We start from the raw sequence: 12,087 nt of genomic DNA, 5'->3' as shown, positions 1-12,087 counted from the left end.
GAGAGGGGAAAGCAGGGTCATTGGCAGGCAAGGCACTCGTCATAGTCGGTGCTTTCTGCGCCCAGCTCGAACTTCGGGGCGTCGATGGTGTTGTCCGCCTCCACACCGCCTGCGAAACCGGCGCGCTGCACCGACTTGGAGCGGAGATAGTAAAGCGACTTGATGCCCAGTTCCCAGGCGCGGAAGTGAAGCATGAGGAGGTCCCACTTTTCCACATCCGCCGGGATGAACAGGTTCAGCGACTGCGCCTGATCGATATAGGGCGTGCGGTCGGCGGCGAGTTCGAGCAGCCAGCGCTGGTCGATCTCGAAGCTGGTCTTGAACACATCCTTCTCTTCCTGGCTGAGGAAGTCGAGATGCTGGATCGAACCGCCATTTTCGAGGATCGAGTTCCAGACGTTCGTGCTGTCCTTCGCCTTTTCGACCAGCAGCTTTTCAAGATAGGGGTTCTTGATCGAGAAGCTGCCCGAGAGCGTCTTGTGCGTGTAGATATTGGCCGGGATCGGTTCGATGCACGCGCTGGTGCCGCCGCAGATGATGGAGATAGACGCGGTGGGCGCGATCGCCATCTTGCAGGAGAACCGCTCCATCACGCCCATGTCGGCGGCGTCCGGGCAAGGGCCGCGCTCGATCGCGAGTTGCATCGAGGCTTCGTCGACCTGCCCCTTTACATGCTTGAAGATTTTGAGGTTCCACGACTTGGCCATCGCGCCCTCAAACGGGATATTGCGCGCCTGGAGGAAGCTGTGGAAGCCCATCACGCCCAGGCCGACCGAGCGTTCACGGCTGGCGCTGTACTTGGCGCGCGCCATTTCGGGCGGGGCACGGTCGATATAGTCCTGAAGGACATTGTCGAGGAAGCGCATAATGTCTTCGGCGAAAAGCTTCTCGTCCTTCCACTCGTCCCAGGTTTCCAGGTTCATCGACGACAGGCAGCAGACCGCCGTGCGGTCCTGACCCAGATGGTCCTTGCCGGTAGGCAGCGTGATTTCCGAGCAGAGGTTGGAGGTCGACACCTTCAGTCCCAGATCGCGATGATGCTTGGGCATCGTGCGGTTCACGGTGTCGTTGAAGACGATATACGGCTCGCCGGTGGCAAGGCGGGTTTCGACCAGCTTCTGGAACAACGAGCGGGCGTCGACCTTCCCGCGCTGCGACCCGTCCTTGGGGCTGCGCAGGATGAATTCGGACCCGTCGCGCACGGCCTCCATGAACTCGTCGGTCAGGAGGACGCCATGGTGGAGGTTCAGCGCCTTGCGGTTGAAGTCGCCGGACGGCTTGCGGATCTCAAGGAACTCCTCAATCTCCGGATGCGAAACGTCGAGATAGCAGGCGGCCGAACCACGGCGCAACGACCCCTGCGAAATGGCGAGGGTGAGGCTGTCCATGACGCGGACGAAGGGGATGATGCCGCTGGTCTTGCCATTGAGGCCGACTGGCTCACCGATGCCGCGCACGCTGCCCCAATAGGTGCCGATACCGCCGCCGCGCGAAGCGAGCCACACATTCTCGTTCCAGGTGTTGACGATGCCTTCCAGGCTGTCGTCGACGCTATTCAGGTAGCAACTGATCGGCAGGCCGCGACCGGTGCCGCCATTCGACAATACGGGCGTGGCGGGCATGAACCACAGGCGCGAGATATAGTCGTAGACGCGCTGGGCATGATCCTGATCGTCGGCATAGGCGGCGGCGACGCGGGCGAACAGATCCTGATAACTTTCGCCGGGCAGCAGATAGCGGTCGTTGAGCGTGTCCTTGCCGAACTCCGTCAGCAGCGCATCGCGCGACGAATCCGTCACGACATCGAAACGCCGCTCCTGAACGGAAGACGAGGACTCAGGGGCAGCCGACTTAGCCGGCGCAGGCTTCGTCGGTGCAGTAGGAGCCGAGGCCTTCTCAGGGACTGCCGTCACATCATCCGTCCGATCTTCGATTACCGTTGCCACGTCGCTTGTACCACCCTGTTCGCTGTCTCGAAAATCCATGTCCGCCCCCAGATTGTTCTAGTTCCGTTCGTTTCGGTCAAGAGCATGGGCAAGAAGCCGAACACCCTATCACAGAACCAGCCCGCGCAGGACTGGAAATGGGGTCAACCGACCGGATCGCAAGGCCGAAGAGGCCCTGACCGCCGAATCTGGTCCGGCAGTGCGATCACAATCTGTTGGGTAACCCCCGTTATCCTGATACAAGGGATAGTGCCACAGCCTCGCAGCGACGCAAGAGGGTAAATGACAATACAAGGACTCGGCTCGTCGCTAACGCGAGTCGGTTCACCGACGTTCCGGGGCACTCTACCACCGCGACGCATGGACCTTCCTAGCTCCCGCAAAAGGCAAGTGGACAATCGTCATACTGAAAATAAATTTCGCTTGCCATGCGATCGGTTGAGCGACGGATTCGTGACCGACGCCAACCCCGCCCGATGGAGGAACGAAGGATGACATTGCGGCTCTTTTACCACCCCCTCTCCTCCTATTGCTGGAAGGTGCTGATCGCCCTTTACGAGAATGGCGCGCCGTTCGAGGGCCTCGTATTGGACAATCCGCAGGCGGCAGCGGATTTGCAGGCGCTCTGGCCGATCGCGCGCTTTCCGCTGTTGCGCGATGAACAGCGCGGCGCCACCGTGGCGGAGGCGAGCATCATCATCGAATATCTGGGTGTTCATTATCCCACCGCTTTCACCCCGATCCCGATGGACGTCGATTCGGCTCTTGAAGTACGGCTGATGGACCGGCTGTTCGACAATTATGTGATGACGCCGATGCAGGCCTTCGTCGCCGACCGCATCCGGCCGGATGGCACGCAAGACCGGCATGGCGTGGGGCAAGCACGGACGTTGCTGGGCAAGGCCTATGCCCTGCTGGAAGAGCGGATCGCGGGGCGGACTTGGGCGGCAGGAGAAGCCTTCACGCTGGCCGATTGCGCCGCTCTGCCCGCGCTATTCTATGCCGACAAGGTGGTGCCGTTCCGCGCAAGCCACCCGGTGCTGGCCGCCTATCTGGCCCGGCTGGAGGCACGGCCAAGCGTTGCGCGGGTACTGGCGGAGAAGGAGCCGGTCTGGGCGATGTTCCCCTTTGCCGATGGCCCGCCGGTTTGAAGTAACGCCCGCCATCTGGACTCGCGCCCTCAAAACCGTATAGCCGCCCGGTGAACGCACCCGTAGCCAATGCGGGGCTTTTGGACATAGGGAAACGGGCACAATGGTCACCATCAAAGCAGCCGACCTGATAGAGAGCGTCGCCGACGCGCTTCAGTTCATCAGCTATTACCACCCGATGGATTATATCCGCGCGCTGGGTGAAGCCTATGAGGCCGAACAATCACCCGCCGCCAAGGACGCCATCGCCCAAATCCTGACCAACAGCCGCATGTGCGCGGAGGGGCATCGCCCGATCTGCCAGGATACCGGCATCATCAACGTCTTCGTCAAATGGGGCATGGACTGCCAGTTGGATGATACCGCCCGGTCACTTCAGGAAGTCGTCGACGAGGGAGTGCGCCGCGCCTATCTCCACCCGGAGAATAAGCTGCGCGCCTCGGTCCTGACCGATCCTGCCTTCACCCGCCGCAATACCAAGGACAATACGCCCAGCGTGCTGCATGTCGAAATGGTGCCGGGGTCGAAGGTCAGCATCGACGTCGCGGCCAAGGGCGGCGGCAGCGAGAACAAGTCCAAGTTCAAGATGATGAACCCCAGCGATTCCATCGTCGACTGGGTACTGGAGATGATCCCGCAAATGGGCGCTGGCTGGTGCCCGCCCGGCATGTTGGGCATCGGCATCGGCGGCACGGCGGAACATTGCGTGCTGCTGGCCAAGAAGGCGCTGATGGACCCGATCGACATGGGGCAGCTCAAGAAACGCGGTCCGCAAAATGATATCGAGGCGATGCGGATCGAGATTTTCGATAAGGTGAATGCGCTGGGCATCGGCGCGCAGGGGCTGGGTGGCCTGTCCACCATCCTGGACGTCAAGATCATGGACGCGCCCTGTCATGCAGCGGGCAAGCCGGTCGCGATGATCCCCAACTGCGCCGCGACCCGCCATGCGCATTTCACGCTGGACGGCAGCGGCCCCGCCTATCTGGAACAGCCCAACCTGGCCGAATGGCCCGACGTCAACTGGACCCCGGACAAGGCGGCGATCCGCGTCGATCTGGACAATCTGACCCCGGAAGTGGTGCAAAGCTGGAAGCATGGCGACCGGCTGTTGCTCAACGGCAAGATGCTGACCGGCCGCGACGCCGCGCACAAGCGGATCAAGGACATGCTGGACGCGGGCGAAGACCTGCCGGTCGAGTTCAAGGGCCGCGTCATTTATTATGTCGGCCCGGTCGATCCGGTGGGCGAGGAAGTTGTCGGCCCCGCCGGTCCCACCACCGCGACGCGCATGGATAAATTCACGCGCATGATGCTGGAACAGGGCCTGCTATCGATGGTCGGCAAGGCCGAGCGCGGCCCGATGGCAATCGACGCAATCCGCGATCACAAGAGCGCCTATCTGATGGCGGTCGGCGGCGCGGCTTATCTGGTGGCGAAGGCGATCAAGGGGTCGAAGGTCGTCGGCTTCCATGATCTGGGCATGGAAGCGATCTACGAGTTCGAAGTGCAGGACATGCCCGTCACCGTCGCCGTGGATAGCGAAGGCCAAAGCGTCCACCACCTCGCGCCATTGGTGTGGCAGGAGAAGATCAAGCGGGAGAGGCTGCTGGAGAAGGCATGAGCTTTCAGGTCGGCAGGCATCTTCCAAACGCAGGTTAATCGGATCAGGCGGGGTGCAACAGTCACCCCGTTCGCTGTTTGCGCCTTGCCTGAAGGCCATCCAAACGGACCACCGCACCGCTAACCTTTAATTTACCATCCTGCCCTAGCCCTCAGCATGTGGGACAGATTTTGCCATCCAAAGGGGTCGCGCAGGCGATCATGAAGGTTGCCCGGCTATCGGGCGACCTGGGCCTTCGCACGCTTGACCTTCAGGCCGACATCAGTGCGCTGGCCGACCGGGTTACCCATCAGGCGCGCACGATCGAAGCGATCAGCGGCGAGGCCGTGCAACTGGAAGCCGACAGCGAAAGCGTCGACAAGGTAGGGCAGGAGGCGCGCGAAACCGCATTCGCCGCACGCGGCATCGTCGATGATTCCAGTCGCGTACTGAATCAGGCCAATAGCCATTTCGTCGGGTTGATCGAGCAGGTCAGCCTGATCCACGATCGGCTCGACGGGTTCACCGATGCGCTCAAGACCGTCGCGCATGTGACCAGTGTCATCAGCGGTATCGCCGGCCAGACCAACCTGCTGGCCCTGAACGCCACGATCGAGGCCGCGCGGGCGGGAGACGCCGGGCGCGGCTTTGCCGTGGTCGCGTCCGAAGTGAAGAAGCTGGCGCAGGAAACTGCCGCCGCAACCCAGACGATCGAAGCCTCCATCGCCGTTCTGACGGGCGAAGCCGGTGGCATGCTGGAGCGGATCAACGACGGGGCAGACACAGCGCGTAGCGCGCTAAAGGGCACCAAGGACATCGAACAACTGGTCGAACGGCTGGGCGCGCTGATGCAGGGCATGGGTCGCAATGGCGATGCGGTCGCGCAACGGATGGAATCCATTGTCCGGTCGGTGGGCGAAATCCGCACCGGGCTAGCCGCGCTCGCCAGTACGTCGAGCGACAATGCCGATGGACTCCATCGTCTGTCGGGCCGTGTCTCTTCGGCCAGCGACGACACGAACCGGCTGCTCCAATATCTGGCCGAAAGCGGCGTTGAAATACCCGATTCACCCTATGTCAGCTTTGCCCTGGAGGCCGCGCAGGCAGTCAGCGCGGCAATCGAACGCGCCATCGACGCCCGCCAGATCAGCGAGGCCGAGGTGATGAGCGAAGATTATGCGCCGATCCCCGGCAGCAACCCCGTCCTCCATACCCATCCGGTGCAACGCGTGATGCTACCTGTGGCCCGCATCGAACAGGAAAAGGCGCGCAGGTTCAAGGGCCTGTTCGGCATGACCTTCACAGACCGCAATGCCTTTGGTGCCGTGGCGATGCCCGAACGCGCCCAGGCACAACGGCCCGGTGACATTGCCTGGAATCTGGAACATGCACGGCAAGGCACGATCTTTGATTTCCCTGACACGCAGGAGCAATGCCGGATCACCCAGCCCTTCTTCATCAAGGCCTATCGTCGCCTGACCGCGCAAGGTGAGGTCATCCTGCTCAAGCAGGTGATCGCGTCGATCCACGTCAAGGGTCGGCATTGGGGCATATTGCAGATGGCCTATCACGATCAGGCATAGGTTTGCGCGATCCCGGTTCCGCGTTATGGGCCGGACATGGATCGCAGCCTCTTCCTTCGTATCGCCCGTGCTATTGGCACGAGCCTGTTCTTCATCGTTGTCGCTCTCTGTCTGGCGATCACGATAGTCCCGCCCTTTCTGGACCGCATCTATTATGAGGGGCCGGTAAGCCGCCATTATGATGGCGCGCATTTCTTCAATCCCGATGGCGCGATCGAGCCGCCGGTGCAGCCGGGGCGCAGCCGTCATGGCTTTGTCGCGCGCTGGCTGCTAGGCAGCGACGACCGTCCGGATTGGCCCGATGCTGTGGCGGTGCGGCAGGCACGCCCCGCCCCCTTCGCCGCACCACGGGGAATGAAAGCGATATGGGTCGGTCACGCCACGGTGCTGGTGCAGGCGGCCGGCCTTAACATCCTGACCGACCCCGTCTGGTCGGATCACGCCAGCCCCCTGCCCCCCTTTGGTCCGAAGCGGGTAGCAAAGCCGGGGATCGCAATAGAAAAGCTGCCAAAGATCGACCTGATCCTCATCAGCCATAATCATTATGATCATCTGGACCTGCCGACACTGAAGACACTGTGGGCGCGCGACAAGCCCAAGATCGTGACGAGCCTTGGCAATGACGCGTTACTGAAAGCGCATGGGATTGCGGCGACGGCGCTCGACTGGGGACAGTCGGTGACGGGCGCTGCGCTCAATGATCTGGTGCCGCAGGCGGTGATCCAGTGCGAAACCTATGAACATTGCCCCGATTATCGCGTGCATGTGACACGCAACCATCATTGGAGCAGCCGCTGGGGCACCGACCGCAACCGCGCTCTGTGGTCGAGCTTCTTCATCGAGACGCGAGCGGGCAATATCTTCTTTGCTGGCGACACCGGCGCGGGGGATATGCGCTGGGCGGATGAAGCGGCCCGGATCGGACCGATCCGACTGGCGCTGATTCCGATCGGCGCGTTTCGCTTCTGGCCGGGGCAGATGCAGTCGGACGCGCATATCGGGCCGCGCCAGGCGGTCGAAGTCTTCGAACGGCTGCGCGCCTCCACCGCGATCCCGATCCATTGGGGCACCTTCCGCCTGTCCTATGAGAAGTGGGACACCCCGCCCCGAATGCTGGAACACTATCTACGGTGCGAAGGCATCCCACGCAGCCGCTTTGCGCCAGTGAAGATCGGGCAGGAAATCATGGTACCGACCGTCTCGTCCGTGCCCCACGAAAAACCATCCTGTGACGAACGGGCGATAAAGGCACTCCAATGAACCAGCCAAGCGCAATTTGGACGGCAATGCGCCATGCAGACCTGCCCGCTATCGCCGCCATTTCGGACACCGTCCACCAAAGCTATTCGGAGGATATGGCGATCTATGCCGAGCGGCTGGACCTCTATCCGTCCGGTTGCTTTACCTTATGGCGAGGAAATCGGATCGGTGGCTATCTGATCAGCCATCCATGGCATCGCCATAGCCCCCCGGCGCTGAACGCAATGCTGGATTCCATCCCGGCCATGGCGGGCACTTATTATCTGCATGATATCGCGCTGCTGCCCGATGCGCGCGGCAGTGGAGCCGGACGGGCCGCCGTCGACCTGATTATCGACCTCGCCCGGAAAGCCGGTTTTCAGGACGTGATGCTGATGGCCGTCAATGGCGCTGACCGTTTCTGGGCATCGGTCGGTTTCACTTATGTGGACGACGCCGACCCGGCAGCACAGCCCGGTGGCTATGGCGCAGGAACGCACCACATGCGCCGCGTCATCGAGGGCTGACCGCGTCTAATGGGCGGGCGACATCCTACCCCTTGTTCGCCGTGCATTGGTCGCCAACCCATTTACCCTGCGTGCGCGCCTTCATGGTCATGGCGACACCGTCGGTCCCGCCCTTGGTCGTCATGTCCATCGTCACGTCATAGCTTTCGGGCGCATAATGGCCGGTCATGGTCGCGGTCATCGCTTGCCCGCCCTTGTCGCAGCTGACCTGCCCCTTGATCGTGCCGCCCGCCATGTCGAAGCCCTTATAGGTGCAGTTCTGGTCCTTTTGACCCGACAGCATATCTGCGCTGGGATTGGCGGCTTGCTCCGGCGTCACGCAATTTTTGATGGCGGAGCGGCTCATCGCCGCCTTCATCTGATCCTTCATCTGCGCGGATGTCGGCGCACCCTTGGGCATGTTGGTGAAGTCGATGTCTTCCAGAGCGAAGCTGGTTTCCCACTGGCCGGGCTTCATCTTTACCTTGCTCACCTGCGCCGCGACATCCTCACGGCTCATTGGCGCGCTGGCGTTGATGGCATCCTTCTCGCTCTTGCCGCAACCTGCAAGCAAGGCCGTCATGCCCGCCAAGACCAAAATCGCATTTTTCATAACTTGTCCTCAAAATTCGCGCCGGCTTCCGATGTGACCATATCAAGGCGTCGTGACTATTCGAATCGGAACCGCGCCAGACCGGGCGGATGCGCTTCGACACCAATTGTTCTTGATTTGTTCCAAATCTTGTGCCACGCGTCCGGTGGTCTATCCGCCGCCGCCCAAGACCGCGTTCGAACTGAAACCCTGAGCCGATTGCGCCGCTGGCCAAAGGCCCCATATTACGACCATGGCAATTCAGATCCGCACCACCCTCGATGAACCCGAAACGGGCGAGGGCTTTGTCCCCCACCGCCCCGCGCGCCCTGAAAAGAGCGAGGGGGGCCGTCCCTTCACGCTGGTATCGGACTATGAACCGGCGGGTGATCAGCCGACCGCGATCGCCGAACTGGTCGAGCAGGCGCTGGGCGGAGAGAAGGACCAGGTACTGCTGGGCGTCACCGGCTCTGGCAAGACGTTCACCATGGCCAAGGTAATCGAGGCGTTGCAGCGGCCTGCCCTGATCCTTGCGCCCAACAAGATATTGGCGGCACAGCTTTATGGCGAGTTCAAGAGCTTCTTTCCCGACAATGCGGTCGAATATTTCGTTAGCTATTATGACTATTACCAGCCCGAGGCCTATGTAGCCCGGTCGGACACCTATATCGAGAAAGAGTCGAGCGTAAACGAGAGCATCGACCGGATGCGCCACTCCGCCACCCGCGCGTTGCTGGAGCGGGACGACTGCATCATCGTCGCTTCCGTATCGTGCCTTTATGGCATCGGGTCGGTCGAAACCTATTCAGCCATGACCTTCTCCCTGAAAAAAGGCGGGATCGAGGATCAGCGGGAGATTATCCGCAAGCTGGTCGCGCTCCAGTATAAGCGCAACGATGTCGGCTTTGCCCGCGGCAATTTCCGGGTGAAGGGCGACAATCTGGAAATCTTCCCTTCCCATTATGAGGATACCGCCTGGCGCATATCCATGTTCGGCGACGAGATTGAGGAGATTGTCGAGTTCGACCCGCTGTCGGGGAAGAAGGTCGCCAGCCTCGACTATGTGAAGGTCTTTCCCAACAGCCACCACGTGACGCCAGGACCGACGCTGAAACAGGCGATGGAAGCGATCCGCCATGAACTGACCGAACGGCTGAAGGAACTGGAGGCGGAGGGCAAGCTGCTGGAGGCGCAGCGGCTGGAGCAGCGCACCAATTTCGATCTTGAGATGATCGCGGCCACCGGAAGCTGTGCGGGGATCGAGAATTATTCGCGCTTCCTGACTGGCCGTCTGCCGGGGGAACCGCCGCCGACTTTGTTCGAATATCTGCCCGAGAATGCGCTGCTGTTCGTGGACGAAAGCCACCAGACCGTGCCGCAGATCGGCGCGATGGCGCGCGGCGATCACCGGCGCAAGATCACGCTGGCCGAATATGGCTTCCGCCTGCCAAGTTGCATCGACAACCGCCCGCTGCGCTTCAACGAATGGGATGTGATGCGGCCGCAGACGGTCAGCGTCTCCGCCACCCCCGGCAAATGGGAGATGGAGCAGACCGACGGCGTGTTCAGCGAACAGGTGATCCGCCCCACTGGCCTGATCGACCCGCCGGTCGAGATCAAACCGGTCGAGGATCAGGTGGATGACCTGATCAACGAATGTCGCAAGGTCGCCGCGCAGGGCTATCGCACGCTCGTCACCACGCTGACCAAGCGGATGTCCGAAGACCTGACCGAGTTCATGCATGAGGCGGGGATCAAGGTCCGTTATATGCACAGCGACGTCGAGACGCTGGAGCGTATCGAGTTGATCCGCGACCTGCGGCTGGGCGTCTATGATGTGCTGATCGGCATCAACCTGCTGCGCGAGGGGCTGGATATTCCCGAATGCGGACTGGTGGCGATATTGGATGCGGACAAGGAAGGCTTCCTGCGTTCCGAAACCTCACTGATCCAGACGATCGGCCGCGCGGCGCGCAACGTGGACGGGCGCGTGATCCTCTATGCCGACCGGATCACCGGCAGCATGGAACGGGCGCTGAGCGAAACCTCACGCCGCCGCGAAAAGCAGGAAGCCTATAACGCCGAACATGGCATCACCCCCACCACGATCAAGCGCAACATCGGCGACATCATCGCCCATGTCGCCTCCCGCGATCAGGTGACGATCGACACGGGAATCGACGACAAGCCCCACCTTGTCGGCCACAATCTGCGCGCCCATATCGAGGATCTGGAAAAGAAGATGCGCGCCGCAGCGGCGGACCTGGAGTTTGAGGAAGCCGGACGGATCCGCGACGAAATCCGCAAGCTGGAAGCGGAGGAACTAGGCCTGCCCGCGCATGAGCAGATCGCGGCGATCAGGGGGCGGGCGACGGAGGGGAAGCCGGGGACGCGGAAGATGCGGTATGGGAAGGTGCAGCGGAAGGGTCGGTAGGTATTCTGTAGGTTAGAAACCGAATTGAACTAAATCTCGCTTGCAAATATACAAAATTGCACAACAATGCCTTTGAGCATTATGGAGTTTAAAATGGCAGTACGTATTCGCGAGCATGACCTAGTAGTTCCAGCGCTTCGTGCAGCGGCAGCACAGCCCAATGGCGAAATTACAACAACGGCGCTTATCAATGTTTTAACTGACGAATTTCAACCAGAGGGCACGGATGCTGCAATAATCGACGGCCGCAACGACTCTTATTTCAGTCAAAAAGTTCGTAATTTAGTTTCTCATCGCGGCACGACCACCAGCATGTTTACTCGTGGATATGCCACTTATGATGCAGAAGCAGAATCGATCACAATTACTGATGCGGGCAGGAAATTTCTCGATACCGTTCCTCAGGAATAGCGCGCCTTATATCCGGGCTTGAACCACTTGAGTTCCGTGCCGTTGGAAGCATTTTTATCCCAGACGAACCAAGCGTAGGCGGTCGTTCCCGTCCCTTTTTGGATCGCACCAGCTGGATAAAATGTAATCCGTTCGCTGAAGACCCATACCCTAGATGGCGGAGCATCTGTAAAGATGGTTCGCTGTCTATTCGCACCTTCCAGAAATGCGAGGCGAAGCAGCAAGGCAAACTTGCTTTCTGCACTTTTAAGACCGGACTGAACGAACCCTTCAGCCGCATTATAAGGCGGATTGGTGACGATATTAGCTGCACGGCGTTGGGTAGCCAGGAAATCCACCCCGCCCTCCCCGTAGCCCCTATTATGAAGATCCGAACTTTCAACTCGGTTGCCGGTCAACTCCAAGACATCAGACATCGCTCCGTTGCCACAAGCACTTTCCCAGATGTCGCCATCAAACCGTTCATTATCAATCAACGCATGGGTTGCCCAACAAGGGGTCGGGAAAAAATCTGGGCCATCCAGATCGGCGAAACGCTTGATTGTCGGCTTGAACCCGCCGTTGAGGTTGTATGTAGCATCCATAAAAATATTGTATCAGAATCAGATGGTTAGTCAAATAT

The 12,087-nt window shown here is 60.5% G+C and carries 10 protein-coding genes; 7 read left to right on the top strand and 3 right to left on the bottom strand.

All coding sequences use genetic code 11. The features are described 5' to 3' along the window. Nucleotides 1–17: 17 nt before the first annotated feature. Nucleotides 18–1,985 carry a ribonucleoside-diphosphate reductase subunit alpha gene (locus WFR25_RS04690; RefSeq protein ID WP_336969011.1) on the bottom strand — a complete coding sequence of 656 codons (1,968 nt, stop codon included), beginning with the start codon at nt 1,983–1,985 and terminating at the stop codon, nt 18–20. A 458-nt stretch (nt 1,986–2,443) separates the two neighbouring features. Here WFR25_RS04690 and WFR25_RS04685 point away from each other — a divergent pair, with 458 nt between their 5' ends. From WFR25_RS04685 to WFR25_RS04665, 5 genes are all read left to right on the top strand, one after another. Next, nucleotides 2,444–3,097 carry a glutathione S-transferase family protein gene (locus WFR25_RS04685; protein ID WP_336974679.1) on the top strand — a complete coding sequence of 218 codons (654 nt, stop codon included), beginning with the start codon at nt 2,444–2,446 and terminating at the stop codon, nt 3,095–3,097. A gap of 103 nt (nt 3,098–3,200) precedes the next feature. Next, nucleotides 3,201–4,721 carry a fumarate hydratase gene (locus tag WFR25_RS04680; RefSeq protein ID WP_336969009.1) on the top strand — a complete coding sequence of 507 codons (1,521 nt, stop codon included), beginning with the start codon at nt 3,201–3,203 and terminating at the stop codon, nt 4,719–4,721. A gap of 200 nt (nt 4,722–4,921) precedes the next feature. Then, a complete protein-coding gene (locus tag WFR25_RS04675) occupies nt 4,922–6,283 on the top strand; it encodes a methyl-accepting chemotaxis protein (RefSeq protein WP_336974678.1) in 1,362 nt (453 codons plus the stop codon). A 36-nt stretch (nt 6,284–6,319) separates the two neighbouring features. Beyond that, nucleotides 6,320–7,543 carry an MBL fold metallo-hydrolase gene (locus WFR25_RS04670; protein ID WP_336969006.1) on the top strand — a complete coding sequence of 408 codons (1,224 nt, stop codon included), beginning with the start codon at nt 6,320–6,322 and terminating at the stop codon, nt 7,541–7,543. A 26-nt stretch (nt 7,544–7,569) separates the two neighbouring features. Further along, nucleotides 7,570–8,049 carry a GNAT family N-acetyltransferase gene (locus WFR25_RS04665; protein ID WP_336969004.1) on the top strand — a complete coding sequence of 160 codons (480 nt, stop codon included), beginning with the start codon at nt 7,570–7,572 and terminating at the stop codon, nt 8,047–8,049. A 25-nt stretch (nt 8,050–8,074) separates the two neighbouring features. Here WFR25_RS04665 and WFR25_RS04660 read toward each other — a convergent pair whose 3' ends face one another. Then, nucleotides 8,075–8,641 (bottom strand): DUF3617 domain-containing protein, encoded by a 567-nt coding sequence (locus tag WFR25_RS04660; RefSeq protein WP_336969002.1) that lies wholly within the window; start codon nt 8,639–8,641, stop codon nt 8,075–8,077. Between the two features lie 232 nt (nt 8,642–8,873). Here WFR25_RS04660 and uvrB point away from each other — a divergent pair, with 232 nt between their 5' ends. Together uvrB and WFR25_RS04650 are read left to right on the top strand one after the other, a co-directional pair. Beyond that, nucleotides 8,874–11,054, top strand: coding sequence for an excinuclease ABC subunit UvrB (gene uvrB, locus WFR25_RS04655; protein WP_336969001.1), 2,181 nt, complete (start codon nt 8,874–8,876; stop codon nt 11,052–11,054). A gap of 93 nt (nt 11,055–11,147) precedes the next feature. Then, the gene (locus WFR25_RS04650) at nt 11,148–11,465 is read left to right on the top strand and encodes a hypothetical protein (RefSeq protein WP_336968998.1); all 318 of its coding nucleotides are present in this window, start codon (nt 11,148–11,150) and stop codon (nt 11,463–11,465) included. Here the strand turns inward: WFR25_RS04650 and WFR25_RS04645 are convergent. Then, complete coding sequence (locus WFR25_RS04645; protein WP_336968995.1) at nt 11,456–12,049, bottom strand: hypothetical protein; 594 nt, start codon at nt 12,047–12,049, stop codon at nt 11,456–11,458. The genes WFR25_RS04650 and WFR25_RS04645 overlap by 10 nt on opposite strands. Between the last annotated feature and the right edge of the window lie 38 nt (nt 12,050–12,087).

It is taken from the genome of Sphingobium aromaticiconvertens (assembly GCF_037154075.1).
Classification (GTDB): domain Bacteria; phylum Pseudomonadota; class Alphaproteobacteria; order Sphingomonadales; family Sphingomonadaceae; genus Sphingobium; species Sphingobium aromaticiconvertens.
This window is presented reverse-complemented; position numbering and strand designations above follow the sequence as displayed.

Excerpts from the sequence above, each read along its gene's own strand:
- WFR25_RS04690 (WP_336969011.1), bottom strand. The coding sequence starts at position 1,985 with ATGGATTTTCGAGACAGCGAACAGGGTGGTACAAGCGACGTGGCAACG.
- WFR25_RS04650 (WP_336968998.1), top strand. The coding sequence starts at position 11,148 with ATGGCAGTACGTATTCGCGAGCATGACCTAGTAGTTCCAGCGCTTCGT.
- WFR25_RS04660 (WP_336969002.1), bottom strand. The coding sequence starts at position 8,641 with ATGAAAAATGCGATTTTGGTCTTGGCGGGCATGACGGCCTTGCTTGCA.
- WFR25_RS04675 (WP_336974678.1), top strand. The coding sequence starts at position 4,922 with ATGAAGGTTGCCCGGCTATCGGGCGACCTGGGCCTTCGCACGCTTGAC.
- WFR25_RS04670 (WP_336969006.1), top strand. The coding sequence starts at position 6,320 with ATGGATCGCAGCCTCTTCCTTCGTATCGCCCGTGCTATTGGCACGAGC.
- WFR25_RS04665 (WP_336969004.1), top strand. The coding sequence starts at position 7,570 with ATGCGCCATGCAGACCTGCCCGCTATCGCCGCCATTTCGGACACCGTC.
- WFR25_RS04645 (WP_336968995.1), bottom strand. The coding sequence starts at position 12,049 with ATGGATGCTACATACAACCTCAACGGCGGGTTCAAGCCGACAATCAAG.
- uvrB (WP_336969001.1), top strand. The coding sequence starts at position 8,874 with ATGGCAATTCAGATCCGCACCACCCTCGATGAACCCGAAACGGGCGAG.
- WFR25_RS04680 (WP_336969009.1), top strand. The coding sequence starts at position 3,201 with ATGGTCACCATCAAAGCAGCCGACCTGATAGAGAGCGTCGCCGACGCG.